Origin of the sequence: Stenotrophomonas sp. OVS01A (assembly GCF_019969775.1) — a bacterium.
Classification (GTDB): Bacteria; Pseudomonadota; Gammaproteobacteria; order Xanthomonadales; family Xanthomonadaceae; genus Stenotrophomonas; species Stenotrophomonas indicatrix.
Genome location: NZ_JAHXYV010000002.1, coordinates 689,704 through 707,830, shown reverse-complemented (window position 1 = coordinate 707,830; position 18,127 = coordinate 689,704). Strand labels below are relative to the sequence as shown.

Below are 18,127 nucleotides of genomic sequence, written 5' to 3'. Positions count from 1 at the left end.
GGCGGCTGGCAGGGTGTCGCTTCCCGGGCTGGCGGCTGCGACAACGATACTCCCTTGTCCGCAGCGTGGGATGGCGAGGACGGGCCAGATCGTTTCATCCGCAGGGCCGATTGAACGGGCCGCGCCGGGCCGCGCCCGGCGAGCGCGCAGCGCGGCCACCATCCGCCGGGCATAGCCCGGCGCTACCGAGCATGCGAAGGCCACGCGTCGTAGAATATCGGCCCCGCCGCTCGTCCCAGCCCTGCCGACATGTCCGAATCCGCCCTGCTCGCCCTGTCCCCGCTCGATGGCCGCTATGCCGGCAAGGTCGACGCCCTGCGCCCGATCTTCTCCGAGTACGGCCTGATCAAGGCCCGTGTCACGGTCGAAGTGGAGTGGCTGCTGGCCCTGGCCGCCGAGCCGGGCATCGTCGAGCTGGCCGCGTTCTCCGACGCTGCCATCGTCCGCCTGCGTGCACTGTCCAACGACTTCAGCCCGGCCCAGGCCGCGCGCGTGAAGGAGATCGAGCGCACCACCAACCATGACGTCAAGGCGGTGGAGTACTTCATCAAGGAACAGCTGAAGGACGATGCCGAGCTGGCGCCGGCGCTGGAGTTCGTGCATTTCGCCTGCACCAGCGAAGACATCAACAACCTCAGCTACGGCCTGATGCTGGAACAGGCCCGTCGCGAGGTGCTGCTGCCGACGCTGGACGGCATCGCCACTGCACTGCGCACGCTGGCCCATGCCCAGGCCGGCCAGCCGATGCTGTCGCGCACCCACGGCCAGACCGCCTCGCCGACCACGCTGGGCAAGGAGCTGGCCAACGTGGTCGCCCGCCTGGAACGCCAGCGCCGGCAGATCGCCGCGGTTGAACTGACCGGCAAGATCAACGGCGCCGTCGGCAACTACAACGCGCACATCGCCAGCTACCCGGATGTGGACTGGCCGGCCTTCGCCGAGCGCTTCGTGACCGGGCTGGGCCTGGTGTTCAACCCGTACACCACCCAGATCGAGCCGCACGACAACATCGCCGAGATCGGTGATGCCGCCCGCCGCGCCAACATCATCCTGATCGACCTGGCCCGCGACATCTGGGGCTACGTCTCGCTGGGCTATTTCAAGCAGCGCCTGAAGGAAGGCGAAGTCGGTTCGTCGACGATGCCGCACAAGGTCAACCCGATCGATTTCGAGAACGCCGAAGGCAACTTCGGCATCGCCAACGCGCTGTTCGAGCATTTCAGCGCGAAGCTGCCGATCAGCCGCTGGCAGCGTGACCTGACCGATTCCACCGTGCTGCGCGCGCTGGGCACCGCGTTCGGCCACAGCCAGGTGGCGCTGGATTCGCTGGCCAAGGGCCTGGGCAAGCTGGAAGTGAACCCGCAGCGCCTGGACGCCGATCTGGATGCGGCGTGGGAAGTGCTGGCCGAGGCCGTGCAGACGGTGATGCGCCGCCATGGGCTGCCGAACCCGTACGAGCAGCTGAAGGCGCTCACCCGTGGCCAGGGCATCACGGCCGAGTCCATGCGCACCTTCGTGCAGGGGCTGGAGCTGCCGGCCGATGCCAAGCAGCGTCTGCTGGAGATGACCCCGGGCAGCTACACCGGCCTGGCCGAGTCGCTGGCGAAGAAGATTTAAGGGTTTTCCTTGCGGCGGCGGCCGCGGGCGCTGCCTGCGGCAGGCAACAGCAACGGCAACAGCAACGTCAAAAGCGGCTCTGGGTTTTTGCCGTGTTTGGCGGGGCGGGTTGGGTTCGCGGGACACGCCGTAAACCCGTCCCTGGGGGCTCGATGGCGCCATCCATGGCGCCAACGGTCCCGCGAACCCAACCCGCCCCACCTCTGACAGATTCCCGGTGACGGATCGAAGAGCGTTGGGTTGTCGGGACGGAATTTTGAAAGAGGGACGCGGCTTCGCCGCGTCCCTCTTTTTATGGCGAAGGCAGGGCGAAGCAAGCGCAGCGCGCGACCCGCTGTTGCCTTTGATTTTCTTCTTCCATTCCATGGCGGACCCCGCAGGAAACTGTCAGGGGCCGGGCGGGTGGGCTGCGCGGGGGTGTCCGCGGCATGGATGCCGCGGCCAAGCCCCCAGGGACGGGTTCACGGCGTCCCCCGCGCAGCCCACCCGCCCGGCCAAGCGCAGCTTTTGCTTTGAACTCGACCGCCACGAGGGGCTCCGCCGTTGGCCGGACACCCCGCGACAAACCAGCACACGTGCGCAATCCCATCGAACGTCGGACAATGGAGCCCTTGGCGGCCCGCCACGCCGCCCCTCCCGCTTTCCGCTGCAAGGAACTCCCCCATGGCCGCCCGCAAGTCCTCCTCCCCCCTGATCGAAGTCACCGCCCGCCGCGGCCAGCCGCTGGGCATGGCACCGGCCACCTTCCTGCGTGACTTCTGGCAGAAACGCCCGCTGCTGATCCGCAATGCCTTCCCGGATTTCCAGACCCCGGTACAGCCGGAAGACCTGGCCGGCCTGGCCTGCGAAGAGGGCGTGCTGGCCCGCCTGATCGAGCACGACAAGGCCCAGGACAGCTGGCGCGTGCGCAGCGGCCCGTTCCAGGAAGACATCTTCCCCGCCCTGCCCGACCACGACTGGACCCTGCTGGTGCAGGACGTGGACAAATGGGACAAGGACGTGCGCGCCCTGATCGAACACTTCAGCTTCCTGCCGCGCTGGCGCATGGACGATGTGATGATCAGCTTCGCCGCTACCGGGGGCTCGGTCGGTGCCCATGTCGACCAGTACGACGTGTTCCTGCTGCAGGCCCACGGCCACCGCCGCTGGCAGATCGATGCCAGTGAATCGATCAAGGGCAAGCGCCCGCCGCTGGGCTTCCGCCCCGACGTGGAACTGAAGCTGCTGGAAGTGTTCAAGCCGACCCACGACTGGGTGCTGGCGCCGGGCGACATGCTGTACCTGCCGCCGAACGTGCCGCATCACGGCGTTGCCGAAGACCCGTGCCTGACGTTCTCGTTCGGCATGCGCGCACCGTCTTCGGCCGAGCTGATCAGTGACTACCTGGACACGTTGATCGCCGAAGCCGACGAGAACATCCGCTACCAGGACGCCGACCTGAAGGCGCCGGCCGACCCGAACGAAATCGACACCGTGGCGATGGCGCGGGTGATCACCGCGCTCAACGCCATCCGCATGAACGATCCGGACAAGCTGGGTGACTGGTTCGGCCGCTTCATCACTACCTACCGCGCCGCCGGCGAGGTGATGGCCCACCAGGCCGCGCCGCCGCAGGAAGAAGTGCTGGAGGCCCTGCAGTCGGGCCTGCTGCTGCAGCGCCACCCGTGGGCGCGCCTGGCCTGGCGCCGGGCCAAGCGCGGTGCCAGCCTGTATGTCAGTGGCCAGGACTTCGCCCTGCCGGTCAAGGACGCGCAGCGCCTGGCAGGTGCCGAGCAGCTCGACGCCGCCGCCTACCGCGGTCTGTCCGACAAGGGCCGTGCGGTGGTCCAGCAGTTGCTGGTCGGCGGCGTGTTCCAGCTGATCGATCCGAACGAGGTGTACGCCGACGAGGAGGAAGAGGTGCTGGGTGAAGTGATCGAGGGCCACGAGCAGGTCGAGGTGATCGAGGCTGACTCGATGTCCGATGACGTCCATCTGGTGACCGTGCACGACGACGGTATTGAAGTGATCGTCAACTTCGATGACCACGATGAAGACGACAGCGACGCCGGCCGCGGCTGAGCCATGAGCCCGCTGCGGGTCCTGCAGGTCAGTCACGCCGAGGCCCACGTCGCCATCCACGACGTGCGCCAGCGGGTGTTCGTGCAGGAACAGGGCATCGACGCCGCCCTGGAGCGCGATGCCCTGGACCCGGTCTGTGCCCACGTGCTGGCGCTGGATGCCGACGGGCATCCGGTCGGCACCGGGCGGCTGGCGCCCGATGGCCGCATCGGCCGCATGGCGGTGCTGGCGGCGTATCGCGGCCACGGCATTGGCGAGGCCCTGCTTGAGGCACTGGTGCAGGCCGGGCGCCAGCTCGGCCTGGCCGAGCTGCACCTGCATGCGCAGCTGCCGGCACGCGACTTCTACGCCCGCCAGGGCTTCCTTCCGGAGGGCCCCGAATTCGAAGAAGCCGGCATTGGCCACCAGCAGATGCGGCGCCGCCTGCAGGCCGTTTCCGCCATCGACAGCCGCGCTGAAGCGGTGGCGATCACCACGGCGATCATCCACCGCGCCCGCCGTCGATTGTGGCTGCACAGCCGGCAGCTGGACCCCGGCCTGCTGGATGCGCCACCGGTACAGGCGGCCCTGCGCCGCTTCGTCACCGCCCGCCACGACAAGCAGCTGCGGGTGATCGTGCATGACGCCGCAGCCATCGCCAGTGCCGGTGCGCCGCTGCTGGCGCTGTTCCAGCGCCTTCCCAGTGTGATCCAGTTCCGCGAGGTCGCCGATCCGATCGATCGCGCCCTGGCCTCGGCCTGCCTGCTCAACGATGCAGGCGACTTCTACTTTCGTCTCATCGGCCATCGCCTCGACGGCGAATCGGCAATCGCGCTGCCGGCACGTTCGCAGCCGTTCGAGCAGCAATTGCAGCGTGTCTGGGACCGTTCGCGCGAATGCAGCGAATTGCGCGCACTCGGCATCTGACCGCGACCGGTGCGCTCAACCTGTCTGGGACCGACACCGGGGGACGCCCGATGCCCTCGTCGCTGCCCCTTCGTGTCCGGATGGGGGTACAATTTGGCCGTTTGAACGCGCCCGTGCATGGCTATTCATCTTCGTGCCGGGTCCTTCTGAAGCCATACCCCACAAAGCGAATCAGCACCCTCCATCGTGGACAATCAACTGAAGCAGTTTGCGCAATCTTCGCAACTCGCCGGCGGCAACGCCTCCTATGTCGAGGACCTGTACGAGCAGTACCTGGTCTCCCCGGATAGTGTCGATCCCAAATGGAAAACCTACTTCGACGGCTTCAAGGGCCGCGAAGCGGGCGACATTCCGCACTCGGCCGTCATTTCCCACATCGCGGACGCGGCCAAGGATGCGCTGAAAGCAGGCACCGGCACCGGTGCAGGCGATGAGCGCGAGCGCAATGTCGGTCGTCTGATCACCGCCTACCGTTCGCGTGGTCATCTGGACGCCCGCCTGGACCCGCTGGGCCTGGCCTCTCCGGTCAACACCCCGGACCTCGGCCTGCCCTTCCACAACCTGTCCGATGCTGACCTCAACAGCGAGTTCAGCACCGGCGGCGTGGGTGGCCAGCCGCGCATGAAGCTGCGTGACCTGCTGGCGCGCCTGAAGGCGACCTACACCGGTTCGATCGGTGCGGAGTTCATGCACATCTCCGAGGTCGAGCAGCGCCAGTGGATCTACAAGAAGCTGGAACTGGCCGGTGGCAACTACCAGCTGGACGCTGACACCCAGCGCCGCACGCTGGAGCGCCTGACCGCCGCCGAAGGCCTCGAGCGCTACCTGCACACCAAGTACGTCGGCCAGAAGCGCTTCTCGCTGGAAGGCGGCGACTCGCTGATCCCGATGATGGACACCATCATCCGCAGCGCCGGCAAGGATGGCGTCAAGGACGTGGTGATCGGCATGGCCCACCGCGGCCGCCTGAACGTGCTGGTCAACACCCTCGGCAAGAACCCGCGCAAGCTGTTCGACGAATTCGAAGGCAAGTTCGAGCACGACGAGCACGCTTCGGCCGGCGATGTGAAGTACCACATGGGCTTCTCCGCCGACGTGGCCACCGAGGGTGGCCCGGTGCATCTGGCGCTGGCGTTCAACCCGTCGCACCTGGAAATCGCCGACCCGGTAGTTGCCGGCTCGGTGCGTTCGCGCCAGGAACGCCGCAAGGACACCGCGCGCAAGCAGGTGATGCCGATCCTGATCCACGGCGACGCGGCCTTCTCCGGCCAGGGCGTGGTCATGGAGCTGTTCCAGATGTCGCAGGCCCGCGGCTTCGCCGTTGGCGGCACCGTGCACATCGTGGTCAACAACCAGGTCGGCTTCACCACCTCCAATCCGCAGGACACGCGCTCCACGCGCTATGCCACCGACGTGGCGAAGATGATTGCCGCCCCGGTGCTGCACGTGAACGGCGATGATCCCGAAGCGGTGGTGTTCGCCGCGCAGCTGGCGTTCGAGTTCCGCCAGAAGTTCGCCAAGGACGTGGTCATCGACCTGATGTGCTACCGCCGTTGGGGCCACAACGAGGCCGACGAGCCGGCGATCACCCAGCCGCTGATGTACCAGGTGATCCGCAAGCACGCCACCACCCGCGAGATGTACGCCGAGCAGCTGGAAAAGGCAGGCGTGATCGCCGCCGGCGCCGGCAAGGCGATGGTCGATGCGTACCGCGAGAAGCTCGATGCCGGTGAAGTGACCACCGAGCTGGCCAAGGTCGAAAAGACCCCGCCGACCAGCCCGCTGTTCGTTGATTGGCCGAAGCTGCTGGAAGGCAAGCTGTCCGATCCGGTGTCGACGAAGGTCGACAAGGACAAGCTGGTCGCGCTGGCCAAGCTGATCAACACCGTGCCCGAAGAAGTGCAGCTGCACTCGCGCGTGTCCAAGGTGTACGACGATCGCCGCAAGATGGCTGCCGGCGAGATCCCGGGCGACTGGGGCTTTGCCGAGAACCTGGCCTACGCCACCCTGCTGGATGAAGGCAGTGCGCTGCGCCTGGTCGGCCAGGACGTCGGCCGCGGCACGTTCACCCACCGCCACGCGATCCTGCACGACCAGAAGACCGACAACTACTACCTGCCGCTGCGGCAGCTGGTGGATTCGCCGGAGAAGGCCACCGTCATCGATTCGCTGCTCAGCGAAGAAGCAGTGATGGCCTACGAGTACGGTTTCTCGACCACCGATCCGAACACCCTGTGCATCTGGGAAGGCCAGTTCGGCGACTTCGCCAACGGCGCCCAGGTGGTGATCGACCAGTTCATCGCCGCCGGCGAAGCAAAGTGGGGCCGCATCTCCGGCCTGACCCTGCTGCTGCCGCATGGCTATGAAGGTCAGGGCCCGGAACACAGCTCGGCGCGCCTGGAGCGCTTCCTGCAGCTGTGCGCGCTGGAGAACATGCTGGTGGTGGTGCCGTCGACCCCGGCGCAGGCCTTCCACATGCTGCGTCGCCAGCAGCACCTGACCACCCGCAAGCCGCTGGTGGTGATGTCGCCCAAGTCGCTGCTGCGCCACAAGCTGGCCGTGTCGACCCTGGACGAGCTGGCCAATGGCGAGTTCCAGCACCTGATCGGCGATGCCAATGCAGATGCCAAGAAGGTCAAGCGCGTGGTGCTGTGCTCGGGCAAGGTCTACTACGACCTGCTGGAAGACCAGACCAAGCGTGGCCAGGACGACGTGGCGATCATCCGCGTGGAGCAGCTGTACCCGTTCCCGCGTGCGCTGCTGGCTGCCGAACTGAAGAAGTACGGCAAGGCCACCGACGTGGTGTGGACGCAGGAAGAACCGCAGAACCAGGGCGCGTGGTACCAGATCCGCCACCACCTGCAGTTCTGCCTGGCCGATGGCCAGAGCCTGCACTACGCCGGTCGCGCACGTTCGGCTTCGCCGGCTGCCGGTCACATGGCTGACCATGTCCGCGAACAGCAGCAGCTGGTCGCCGATGCACTGGTCAACCCGTTCAACGACTCGTTCGCTGAATAACTCTCCCCCTATTTAGAAGACAAACCAGGAAGCTCCCGCATGGCCACCGAAGTCAAAGCCCCGGTACTGCCCGAATCCGTCGCCGACGGCACCATCGCCACCTGGCACAAGAAGGTGGGCGACGCCGTCAAGCGCGACGAAAACCTGCTTGACCTGGAAACCGACAAGGTCGTCCTGGAAGTGCCGTCGCCGGTCGATGGCGTGATCAAGGAAATCAAGTTCAAGGAAGGCGACACCGTCACTTCCAGCCAGGTCGTGGCGATCATCGAAGAAGGCGCCGTGGCTGCTGCACCGGCCCCGGCTGCCGAAGAGAAGAAGGCTGAGGCCGCTCCGGCCGCTGCTGCTCCGGCCGCCGCCGCTGCTCCGGCCCCGGCTGCCAAGTCGGCTGCCGACGCGCTGCCGCCGGGCGCCCGCTTCACCGCCATCACCGAAGGCGTGAACCCGGCCGACGTCGACGGCACCGGCCGTCGTGGCGCCGTCACCAAGGAAGACATCGTCAACTTCGCCCGCAACGGCGGCGCCGGCAAGGCCGGTGGCGCACGTCCGGAAGAACGCGTGCCGATGACCCGCATCCGCAAGCGCATCGCCGAGCGCCTGATGGAGTCGAAGAACTCCACCGCCATGCTGACCACCTTCAACGAAGTCGACCTGTCCAAGGTGTCGGCGGCGCGCAAGGAACTGCAGGACGAGTTCGTCAAGGCACACGGCATCAAGCTCGGCTTCATGAGCTTCTTCGTGAAGGCCGCCGCCAACGCGCTGCAGCGCTTCCCGCTGGTCAATGCCTCCATCGACGGCGACGACATCATCTACCACGGCTACTCGGACATCTCCATCGCCGTGTCGACCGAGAAGGGCCTGGTCACGCCGGTGCTGCGCAACGTCGAGCGCATGTCGTTCGCCGACATCGAAAAGACCATCGCCGACTACGCCAAGAAGGCCCGTGACGGCAAGCTGAGCCTGGAAGAACTGCAGGGCGGCACCTTCACCGTGACCAACGGCGGCACCTTCGGTTCGCTGCTGTCGACCCCGATCATCAACCCGCCGCAGAGCGCCATCCTCGGCATGCACGCCATCAAGGAGCGCCCGATCGCCCAGAACGGCCAGGTCGTGATCGCGCCGATGATGTACCTGGCGCTGTCCTACGATCACCGCATCATCGACGGCAAGGACTCGGTGCAGTTCCTGGTGGACATCAAGAACCAGCTGGAAAACCCGGGCCGCATGCTGTTCGGCCTGTAAGAGACCTCCCGCCCCTCCGCGCCTGCGCGGAGGGGTTCTGGTAATGCAACAAGGACTATTTCAATGGCTGAACAATTCGACGTCGTCGTCATCGGTGCCGGCCCGGCCGGTTACCACGCTGCCATCCGCGCGGCCCAGCTTGGCCTGAAGACCGCCTGCATCGACGCAGCGCTGGGCAAGGACGGCAAGCCGGCCCTGGGTGGCACCTGCCTGCGCGTGGGCTGCATCCCGTCCAAGGCGCTGCTGGATTCCTCGCGCCAGTTCTGGAACATGGGCCACATCTTTGGCGACCACGGCATCAGCTTCAAGGATGCCAAGATGGACGTCGAAGCGATGGTTGGCCGCAAGGACAAGATCGTCAAGCAGTTCACCGGCGGCATCGCCATGCTGTTCAAGGCCAACAAGGTCGCCGCCTATTACGGCTTCGGCGAACTGCAGCCGGGCAACGTGGTCAAGGTCACCCAGCATGACGGCTCGGTCGTCGAGCTGAAGGGCACCAACGTCATCATCGCCGCCGGTTCGGATTCGATCGAACTGCCGTTCGCCAAGTTCGACGGCGAAACCATCGTCGACAACGTCGGCGGCCTGGACTTCACCGAAGTGCCGGCGCGCCTGGCCGTGATCGGCGCCGGTGTGATCGGCCTGGAACTGGGCAGCGTGTGGAAGCGCCTGGGTTCGGAAGTGACCATCCTGGAAGCGCTGCCGGACTTCCTGGCTGCGGCCGATACCGAAGTGGCCAAGACCGCCGCCAAGGAATTCAAGAAGCAGGGCCTGGACATCCGCCTGGGTGCCAAGGTCTCCAAGGCCGAAGTGACCGGCAAGGGCAAGAAGAAGGAAGTCGCCCTGACCTACACCGACGCCGAAGGCGAGAAGTCGCTGGTGGTGGACAAGCTGCTGGTGGCCGTTGGCCGTCGCGCCGCCACCAAGGGCCTGCTGGCCGAAGGTACCGGCGTCAAGATCAACGAGCGTGGCCAGATCGAAGTCGACGCGCACTGCCACACCGGCGTCAATGGCGTCTGGGCGGTCGGTGACTGCGTGCGCGGCCCGATGCTGGCGCACAAGGGCTTCGAGGAAGGCATCGCGGTTGCCGAACTGATCGCCGGCCTGCCGGGCCACGTCAACTTCGACACCATTCCGTGGGTCATCTACACCGAGCCGGAGCTGGCCTGGGTCGGCAAGACCGAGCAGCAGCTGAAGGCCGAGGGCATCCCGTACAAGGCCGGCAGCTTCCCGTTCGCCGCCAACGGCCGCGCCGTGGCGATGATCGAGCCGGCAGGCTTCGTGAAGGTTCTGGCCCACGCCGAAACCGATCGCATCCTGGGCATGCACCTGGTCGGCGCCAACGTGTCCGAGCTGGTGCACGAAGGCGTGCTGACCATGGAGTTCAGCGGTTCGGCCGACGACCTGGCGCGGATCTGCCACGCTCACCCGTCGCTGTCGGAAGTGGTGCACGACGCGGCGATGGCCGTGAGCAAGCGCGCGATCCACAAGGCGAACTGAGCCATCGGGTAGTGCCGGCCACTGGCCCGCGTTGCTGGATACAAAAAACCCCGCCTCGGCGGGGTTTTTTGTTGGCCGCTTGACCGCCCGCCTGCAACCCGGCCCAATGCAACCGGCCAGGGAATGCTGTGGCCGCCGCCGATTTCCATGGAGCCGTACGATCATGCACCTGTCCCGCTTCTACCGCCTGCCATTGCTGCTCGGCTTCGCCTTGGCCGGGTGCACTGCCACCCCAGCCAGAACCGACTACCGCGCAGCCGAGGTGCAGCCGGTCGAAGTGATGCCGCAACGCGATGGCGACGTGCTGATCCGCTACCACGTACCTGCCGAGACGCTCTTCCACTCACCCGGCGCAGATGTGCGCACGGCCAGCGATGGCAGCCTGGAAGTATCCCTGCGGCGCTGTGGGATCAAGCAGCCCTGCACGGTGACCCATCCGGCGGCAGCCACCGCCGGCGCGCCGCTGCAGGTTGAATTCGTAGTGCGCCCGCGTGGCCGCATCATCATGGTCTACCGCGATCTGCGCGAACAGGTGTTCCCGGCACCGCCGGCCGCCGCGGCGCCCTCATCCTGAAACCACCGCCGTACCGGCAGATGGCGGATCAACGCTGCACCGGCCGCGGCGCCGGCTTGGCGGCAGCCCTCTTCGGCGGATCGTCACAGATGCGGTGCTGGACGACCGTTTCCCCTGCCTTCCACTCCTTCACCACCCGGCAGGATTCCTTGGGCGCATCCTCTGCAGTCGCGGCGGTGGCGGCCAAAGCAGGATCATGCCCGCGCTCCAGGTAGGCCGACGGCGGTTCCTTGGCGGACGCGGGCGCCGCCACCAGCAGCGCCACCATCGCAATGACGAGCGCCCTCACGCGGTCACCGGGCCGCCGCCCAGCAGGCGTGCCGGCAGCATGAACAGCGCGCGCAGGAAGGCGAACAGTGCCGAGAAGGTGATGCCGAGCAGGCGGAACGGCAGGCTCAGCAGCCACACGAACGGCCAGGCGACCAGCGCCAGGATCGCCAACGGCCAGCACAGCACGAACAGCAGGCACCAGACACCAAGCGCAAACAAGGTCTTCATCAGAGGCTCCCTCGGCGGCACCCCGCCGCCTGCAACCACGTTGCTGCCCCGCCCTGTCGCCCGCAAACGGTTTGCGACGAAACCCGGTTGGGGGGCGATGAAACCTGCCGCTGGGGAGCAGATCCGCCGGGCATGGCCCGGCGCTACCGTAACGCCGTCGGCGCTATTCGAACGAACCGACCGAGTCGTGGGCCAGGTTGTCGAAACGGGTGTATTCGCCGAAGAACTTCAGCTTGCACGAGCCGGTGGGGCCACCGCGGTGCTTGCCGATGATGATCTCGGCCAGGCCCTTGTCCGGCGAATTTTCCTTGTTGTAGTAATCGTCGCGGTAGATGAAGACGATCATGTCCGCATCCTGCTCGATTGCGCCCGATTCGCGAAGGTCGGCCATCACCGGGCGCTTGTCGGTACGTGTTTCCAGCGAGCGGTTGAGCTGGGACAGTGCAATGACCGGCACGTGCAGCTCCTTGGCCAGGCCCTTCAGCGAACGCGAGATCTCGGAAATTTCGGTCGCGCGGTTCTCGCTGTTGCCCGGCACGCTCATCAGCTGCAGGTAGTCGATCACGATCAGGCCCAGGTCGTGCTCGCGCTTGAGGCGGCGGCACTTGGAACGCAGGATCTCCGGCGACACGCCCGGCGTATCGTCGATGAAGATCTTGGTTTCCTTCAACATCTTGATCGCACCGGTTACCCGGCTCCAGTCCTCGTCCTCCAGCTGGCCGGTACGCAGGCGCTGCGCGTTGATGCGGCCATTGGACGAGATCAGGCGCATCGCCAGCTGCGATGCGGACATTTCCATCGAGAACACCGCCACGCCCTTCTTCGACTTGATCGCCGCGTACTCGGCGATGTTCAGGGCGAAGGTGGTCTTGCCCATCGCAGGACGCGCAGCAAGGATGATCAGATCGGTCGGCTGCAGGCCGGCGGTCATCGCATCGAAATCGGTATAGCCGGTCGGCAGGCCGGTGATGTTGCCGCCATTCTCGAAGCGGTTGCGCAGCTCTTCGAACGCGTCCTTCAACGCACCGGGCATGGCCACGAAGTCGGTACGGCCGCGCGCGCCCTGTTCGGCAATGGCAAACACGCTCTTTTCCGCAGCGGACAGAAGCTCGCTGCTGTCGCGACCCTCGGGCTGGAAACCATCGTTGACGATGTCGGTGCCGACCTGGATCAGCTGCCGCAGCACCGCCTTGTCGCGCACGATCTCGGCATAGGCCACGATGTTGGCCGCCGACGGCGTGGTGCTGGCCAGTTCGATCAGATAGGCGCCATCGCCCACCAGCTCCATCTTGCCCTGTGATTCGAACCACTCGCCCAGGGTCACCGCATCGAAGGGGCGCTCGCGCTCGGACAGCTCGCGGATCGCCCGGTAGATCATCTGGTGGTCGCGGCGGTAGAAGTCGCCCTCGGTCAACTGGTCGTTGACCCGATCGTAGGCCTCCGGTGCCAGCATCAGGCCACCCAGCACCGCCTGTTCAGCCTCCACCGAGTGCGGCGGCACGCGCAACTGGTCGATACGCGATTCATCGCGATCGCGATCGAAGCCATCGCCGCGCTCTCTGCGGTTGGAACGGAAGCCGGAACGGGCGGACATGCTGCGGTGTTTCCTGCAAAAGGGGCCAGACGAGTGTAGGCATGCGCCGAGCCCGGCGGCCATGGACAAACCTGTGGATAAGCCGTGGAAGAACGGGGGATATCCGCCTGAGCCTGTCCAGACTGGCGCGAGGGCGTCGCATTGCCTGCGACGGGCGTCGTTGCGACGCCCGAAGCGGACCATTATCGCAGATGGGAACCGCCGCTGCCGGCGTCAATCGCCCTTGGCATGTACCGCGATCAGGGCCAGGAACCGGTCCACATAGCCCTGCAGGAACGTCTGCGTGCCCTCGTTGTGGATCGTGCCGTCGGCATCGATCAGGCCATCCTTGAAGTGGATGAACGCCTCGGGCTGGCCAAGCACGTGCATGTCCAGGAAGGCCAGGCTGTTGCGCAGGTGCTGCTGGGCCACCGCCGTGCCGATCTGGCCGATGGAAGCACCGATCACCGCCGCTGGCTTGCCCGCAAAAGCGCTGTCGCCGTAGGGGCGCGAGCCGATGTCGATGGCATTCTTCAACACGCCCGGCACGGAACGGTTGTACTCGGGGGTCACGAACAGCACGGCGTCAGCCGCGCGTACCTGGTCCTTCAGGCGCGTGCCCTGCGCGGGGTAGCTGGCGTCGAAATCCTGGTCGTACAGCGGCAGGTCGCCGATCTGCACGTACTGGAAGCGCGCCTTGTCACCCGCAAGTTTCTCCAGCGCGCGGGCCAGCTTGCGGTTGCATGAGTCCTTGCGCAGGCTGCCGACGAATACAGCAATGGTGGGGACGGACATCAGGACATACTCCTCACGGTGCGGGAGGGCCAGCCTAGCCGCCGCGCCCTTCCCCGCCGGTGAAGATCAAGCGCGCTTCACGCCTGCACGCACCTGCCGCCAATGGTCCTGCCAGGCCTGGAACATCAGCACGTTCCACAGGTGCGTGTGCCACTTGCGCTGGCCGCCCAGGAACTGCTGCCACAGTGGCTGCACGGCGGCGGCCGACAGCACGCCTTCGCGTTCCAGTCGCGCCGGCTGCAACAGTTCGTCCGCCCAGGGCTTCAGATCGCCCTTCAGCCAATCACTGACCGGGGCGCCGAATCCACGCTTGGGCCGGTGCACCATCGACTGCGGCACGTACCGCCCCAGCACGCGCTTGAGCAGCACCTTGCTGGTCGACTCACTGCGCTTGAAGCCCAGCGGCAGTGACCAGGCGAACTCGGCCACGCGCCAGTCCAGCAAGGGCGCACGTGCCTCCAGGCTGACCGCCATCGAGGTGCGGTCGACCTTGCACAGCAGGTCGTCGGGCAGATAGCTGACGAAGTCGGCCAGCATCATCGCGTCGGCCGGCGTACCGGCACCATGCAGCGGATCGGCCAGATCGTAGAAGCTGCCCGCCTCGCGTGCACCGATCACCGCGGCCGCCGGATCGCGCCAGCGCGAGATGCGGTTGCGATACACATCGCCGATGCCACGTGCGCCGGTTTCAGCCAGCAACGCGGCCAGCCCGCCGGTGCGCGACGCCTCGCCCTGCTGGTGCGCACGCGCGCCCATCCAGCGCCGCAGCGGCGCGGGCACCCGTCCCAGCATCTGCCAGTTGCGCAGCGCACGCACATAGCGGGTATAGCCGAAAAACAGCTCATCGCCGCCATCGCCGGACAGTGCGACGGTCACGCCCTGGCGGGCGAGGCGGGCGACCAGCGCGGTCGGCACCTGCGAGGCATCGGCAAAGGGTTCGTCGAACATCGCCGGCAACTGCGGCACCACCGCCAGCGCATCGGCGCCACTGACATACAGCTCGGTGTGATCACAGCCAAGGTGGGTAGCCAGTTCCCTGGCCAACGGTGCCTCGTCGTGGTGCGAGCCGCTGAAGCCGATGCTGAAGCTGTGCACCGGCTGCCCGCTCTGCGCCTGCATCAGCGCCGCCACCAGCGACGAATCGGTGCCGCCGGACAGGAACACGCCCACCGGCACATCGGCAACCATGCGCAGCGCCACGGCATCGCGCAGCAGGCCATCCAGCTGCTCCTCGGCCTCCTCGATGCGGCCCTGGAACGGTGCGGCCAGTGCCGCCTGCATGCGCGCGCGCGCGTCCCAGTACGGACGCTGCGCCTGCTCAGGGCGATGTGCGCTGGCCCCGGCCGCCACCGCCGCCGCATCCAGCCGCAGCACGCGCCCGGGCATCAGCTTGTAGCAGCGCTGGTGGATGCTGTGCGGTGCCGGGATGTAATCCAGCCGCAGCAGCAGCGTCAGCGCATCGCGGTCGATGTCGTTGTCGAAATCCGGGTGCTGCCACAGCGCCTTCAGCTCCGAGCCGAAAACCAGGGCATCACCGGCCCAGCCGTAGTACAGCGGCTTCTTGCCGACCCGGTCGCGGGCCAGCCACAGGCACTGTTCCTGGCGGTCCCACAGGGCGATGGCGAACATGCCGTTGGCGCGCTGCAGGGTGTCCTCGACGCCCCACTGCAGGATCGCGGCCAACAGCACCTCGGTATCGGAATGGCCACGGAACGCATGCCCCAGCGGCTCCAGTTCGGCGCGCAGCGTGGCGAAGTTGTAGACCTCGCCGTTGTAAGCCATCACATAGCGGCCGTCGGCGGAGGCCATCGGCTGGTGGCCCAGCGGTGAAAGATCGAGGATGCTCAGGCGCCGGTGGGCCAGGGCAATGCCAGCAGCGGCATCGACCCAGGTACCGCCGTCATCCGGCCCGCGATGGTGCAGCGCCTGGCCCATGGCCAGCGCCTGCGCCTGCAGGACCTCGGCCGGCGTCTGTGCCGCCGGCAACAACATACCTGCCAATCCACACATGCATCAGGGTTCCTGCGCCAGGTCGAGGGCGGCGCCAATCACCGCATTGTCGCTTGGAAGCCCGAACATTGCTGCCCCCGCCAGCGGCGTATAGGTATCGGCACCGCAGACCCGGCGCACGGGCAGGTGGCCATGGCCGGCCTCGACCAGCGCGGTGATCACGCCCTCGCCGACGCCGCCACTCTGGCGCCCTTCATCCAGCACCAGCACCCGTTGCGCGGTGGCGGCCTGGGCGCCGATGAAGGCCGCATTCAACGGCACCAGCCAGCGCAGGTCGACCACACGCACCTGCCAGCCCAGCTGCTGCTCGATGGCGATCGCTGCGCGCAGCGCCATCGGCACACCATTGCCATAGGTGAAGATCACCAGATCGCTGGCATCCGGCGCGTACACCCTGCCCTCGCCCAGCACCAGCGCGTGCCCGGGCGCGGGGTAGTCGAACAACCACTGGCCGTCGCCGACCGCGTGCAGATCCTTGGTCATGTAGAGGGCGATCGGTTCAAGGAACACCGCTACCCGGCCATCCACGCGGGCCAATGCCGCCAATGTGCGCAGCATCATCACCGCATCATCGCCACGCGACGGACAGCCCACCACCAGCCCCGGAATGTCACGCAGCGCCGTGATCGAATTGTCGTTGTGGAAATGGCCGCCGAACCCCTTCTGGTAGCCCAGCCCGGCCACCCGTACCAGCATCGGGTTGCGGAACTGGTCGTTGGAGAAGAACTGCAGCGAGCAGGCCTCGCCACGTACCTGGTCGATGGCGTTGTGCAGGTAGGCCAGGTACTGGATTTCCGGAATCGGCAGCATGCCCATGTTGGCCAGCCCCTGGGCCATGCCCAGGATCATGGTCTCGTCCAGCAGCGTGTTGAACACCCGGCGCGGGCCGAAACGGCGCAGCAGGTCGCGCGTCACCGTGTAGACGCCGCCTTTCTGCGCCACGTCCTCGCCAAACAACAGCGCCTGCGGGTACTTGCCCAGCAGCTCCTGCAGCGCATGGTTGATCTGTATCGCCAGATGCCGCGGTGGTTGCCGTTCGGGCAGCGCATCGGCGCCGCCGTACAGTGCCTGCCGGGCCTCGATGGGCGCCACGCGCTCGGCCTCGGCCTGCACCGCTGCGGGCGTATAGGGTGCCAACGGCGTGACCACTTCCTGCAATGTCTGCAGCTTCGGCCGCGAATCGGCATCAATGGCGGCGGCCATGCAGCGCGCGCGCAGGGTTTCATAGGCGGCCTCGACGCCCGCCGCATCCATCCAGCCCGATTCCAGCGCGATCTGCGCCGAGCGCAGCAGCGGGTCCTGCGCCTCGGCCGCACACAGCTCGGCCAATGCGCGCCATTCCACTTCGAAGTCGGTACCGGCGTGGCCCATCAACCGCGTGGTGCGCAGGTGCAGGAAGGTGGGCCGACGCATGCGCCGGCAATGCTCGACCGCCGCCTGCACCTGCGCGTGTCCGGCCGCCAGGTCCAGGCCATCGGCAAAGAAATAGTCCAGGCCCGGTTGCCGGCTGAAGCGCTCTGCGATCCATCCTTCAGGGGTCTTCACCGAAATACCCAGGCCATTATCCTCGCAGACGAACAGGATCGGCACCGGCAGCTTCTGGTAGGCCGACCACATCGCGGTATTGAACGCAGTCTGCGCGGTGGCATGGTTGGCCGAAGCGTCGCCGAAGGAGCACATCACGATGCTGTCGGCGGGAATCGGCAGCGGCTGGCTCAGGCGCCTGCCACTCTCGATCGCCAGCGCGGTACCCACCGCCTTGGGCAGGTGCGAGGCGATGGTCGAGGTCTGCGGCAGCACCCACAGCGGCTTGCTGCCCCACACTTTGTGACGGCCGCCGCTGGCCGGATCATCGGCACTGGCGGCGAAGGACAGCGCGGCGTCGCGCACCGGATCCATGCCGGGCACCAGCCGCGCACGCTCGGCCATGAACGCGCCGGAACGGTAGTGCAGGAAGGCGGGGTCGGTGTGGCGGCAGGCGCGCGCAAGCAGCGCGTTGCCTTCATGACCGGACGAGCCGATGGTGTAGAAGACCTTGTTCTGCACGCGCAGCACACGCGCCATCAGGTCCAGCTGGCGACTGAGCAGCTGCGATTCGAACAGTTCGCCGAAGGCGGCGGCGGTGAGGGTGCTGCCCGGCAGGATCGGCGCATCCGGCGCCGGGCGCGACCGCGGGATGCCGCGCCAGGCGCGTACGGCCTCGAGGAAATTGACGTCACAGACCTCGGCGCGGTTGAGACCGCGCATGCGTGCGGGAATGGGATCAGGAACCACAGCGAACATCGAACACCCTCCGTGTCGTTGTTGCGAACCATGGCGCCGGGCCTGCGCGACCC

13 protein-coding genes are annotated in these 18,127 nt (G+C 66.8%); 7 read left to right on the top strand and 6 right to left on the bottom strand.

Features of this window, described 5'->3' with window-relative positions; all coding sequences use genetic code 11:
* The first annotated feature begins 249 nt into the window (after positions 1 to 249).
* From purB to LC407_RS12015, 7 genes are all read left to right on the top strand, one after another.
* A complete protein-coding gene (purB, locus tag LC407_RS12045; protein ID WP_080148443.1) occupies positions 250 to 1,617 on the top strand; it encodes an adenylosuccinate lyase in 1,368 nt (455 codons plus the stop codon).
* Positions 1,618 to 2,280: 663 nt separating this feature from the next.
* Entirely contained in the window at positions 2,281 to 3,678 is a 1,398-nt protein-coding gene (locus tag LC407_RS12040) for a cupin domain-containing protein (protein ID WP_223482873.1), read from the top strand.
* A 3-nt stretch (positions 3,679 to 3,681) separates the two neighbouring features.
* Positions 3,682 to 4,584, top strand: a complete 903-nt coding sequence (locus LC407_RS12035) for a GNAT family N-acetyltransferase (RefSeq protein WP_223482872.1) — start codon at positions 3,682 to 3,684, stop codon at positions 4,582 to 4,584.
* A gap of 186 nt (positions 4,585 to 4,770) precedes the next feature.
* Positions 4,771 to 7,602 carry a 2-oxoglutarate dehydrogenase E1 component gene (locus LC407_RS12030; RefSeq protein WP_032978870.1) on the top strand — a complete coding sequence of 944 codons (2,832 nt, stop codon included), beginning with the start codon at positions 4,771 to 4,773 and terminating at the stop codon, positions 7,600 to 7,602.
* A 39-nt stretch (positions 7,603 to 7,641) separates the two neighbouring features.
* Positions 7,642 to 8,841, top strand: a complete 1,200-nt coding sequence (gene sucB / locus LC407_RS12025; protein WP_025876796.1) for a dihydrolipoyllysine-residue succinyltransferase — start codon at positions 7,642 to 7,644, stop codon at positions 8,839 to 8,841.
* A 63-nt stretch (positions 8,842 to 8,904) separates the two neighbouring features.
* Positions 8,905 to 10,341 carry a dihydrolipoyl dehydrogenase gene (gene lpdA, locus LC407_RS12020; protein WP_032951934.1) on the top strand — a complete coding sequence of 479 codons (1,437 nt, stop codon included), beginning with the start codon at positions 8,905 to 8,907 and terminating at the stop codon, positions 10,339 to 10,341.
* A gap of 163 nt (positions 10,342 to 10,504) precedes the next feature.
* Positions 10,505 to 10,915, top strand: a complete 411-nt coding sequence (locus LC407_RS12015; protein WP_025876792.1) for a hypothetical protein — start codon at positions 10,505 to 10,507, stop codon at positions 10,913 to 10,915.
* A gap of 28 nt (positions 10,916 to 10,943) precedes the next feature.
* Here the strand turns inward: LC407_RS12015 and LC407_RS12010 are convergent, their stop codons facing one another.
* From LC407_RS12010 to LC407_RS11985, 6 genes are all read right to left on the bottom strand, one after another.
* Positions 10,944 to 11,183, bottom strand: a complete 240-nt coding sequence (locus LC407_RS12010; RefSeq protein WP_193601113.1) for a hypothetical protein — start codon at positions 11,181 to 11,183, stop codon at positions 10,944 to 10,946.
* Positions 11,184 to 11,200: 17 nt separating this feature from the next.
* Entirely contained in the window at positions 11,201 to 11,413 is a 213-nt protein-coding gene (locus LC407_RS12005) for a hypothetical protein (RefSeq protein ID WP_025876788.1), read from the bottom strand.
* Positions 11,414 to 11,576: 163 nt separating this feature from the next.
* Entirely contained in the window at positions 11,577 to 13,007 is a 1,431-nt protein-coding gene (locus LC407_RS12000; protein WP_025876786.1) for a replicative DNA helicase, read from the bottom strand.
* A gap of 213 nt (positions 13,008 to 13,220) precedes the next feature.
* Entirely contained in the window at positions 13,221 to 13,781 is a 561-nt protein-coding gene (locus LC407_RS11995; RefSeq protein WP_033831525.1) for an NAD(P)H-dependent oxidoreductase, read from the bottom strand.
* Between the two features lie 66 nt (positions 13,782 to 13,847).
* Positions 13,848 to 15,791: an asparagine synthase (glutamine-hydrolyzing) gene (gene asnB / locus LC407_RS11990; RefSeq protein ID WP_105164358.1), complete on the bottom strand. Its 1,944-nt coding sequence runs from the start codon at positions 15,789 to 15,791 to the stop codon at positions 13,848 to 13,850.
* Between the two features lie 3 nt (positions 15,792 to 15,794).
* Positions 15,795 to 18,074: a thiamine pyrophosphate-dependent enzyme gene (locus LC407_RS11985; RefSeq protein ID WP_223482871.1), complete on the bottom strand. Its 2,280-nt coding sequence runs from the start codon at positions 18,072 to 18,074 to the stop codon at positions 15,795 to 15,797.
* Positions 18,075 to 18,127: the final 53 nt, after the last annotated feature.

Excerpts from the sequence above, each read along its gene's own strand:
- LC407_RS12035 (WP_223482872.1), top strand. The coding sequence starts at position 3,682 with ATGAGCCCGCTGCGGGTCCTGCAGGTCAGTCACGCCGAGGCCCACGTC.
- purB (WP_080148443.1), top strand. The coding sequence starts at position 250 with ATGTCCGAATCCGCCCTGCTCGCCCTGTCCCCGCTCGATGGCCGCTAT.
- LC407_RS11985 (WP_223482871.1), bottom strand. The coding sequence starts at position 18,074 with ATGTTCGCTGTGGTTCCTGATCCCATTCCCGCACGCATGCGCGGTCTC.
- LC407_RS11995 (WP_033831525.1), bottom strand. The coding sequence starts at position 13,781 with ATGTCCGTCCCCACCATTGCTGTATTCGTCGGCAGCCTGCGCAAGGAC.
- LC407_RS12000 (WP_025876786.1), bottom strand. The coding sequence starts at position 13,007 with ATGTCCGCCCGTTCCGGCTTCCGTTCCAACCGCAGAGAGCGCGGCGAT.
- LC407_RS12005 (WP_025876788.1), bottom strand. The coding sequence starts at position 11,413 with ATGAAGACCTTGTTTGCGCTTGGTGTCTGGTGCCTGCTGTTCGTGCTG.
- sucB (WP_025876796.1), top strand. The coding sequence starts at position 7,642 with ATGGCCACCGAAGTCAAAGCCCCGGTACTGCCCGAATCCGTCGCCGAC.
- lpdA (WP_032951934.1), top strand. The coding sequence starts at position 8,905 with ATGGCTGAACAATTCGACGTCGTCGTCATCGGTGCCGGCCCGGCCGGT.
- asnB (WP_105164358.1), bottom strand. The coding sequence starts at position 15,791 with ATGTGTGGATTGGCAGGTATGTTGTTGCCGGCGGCACAGACGCCGGCC.
- LC407_RS12040 (WP_223482873.1), top strand. The coding sequence starts at position 2,281 with ATGGCCGCCCGCAAGTCCTCCTCCCCCCTGATCGAAGTCACCGCCCGC.
- LC407_RS12015 (WP_025876792.1), top strand. The coding sequence starts at position 10,505 with ATGCACCTGTCCCGCTTCTACCGCCTGCCATTGCTGCTCGGCTTCGCC.
- LC407_RS12010 (WP_193601113.1), bottom strand. The coding sequence starts at position 11,183 with ATGGTGGCGCTGCTGGTGGCGGCGCCCGCGTCCGCCAAGGAACCGCCG.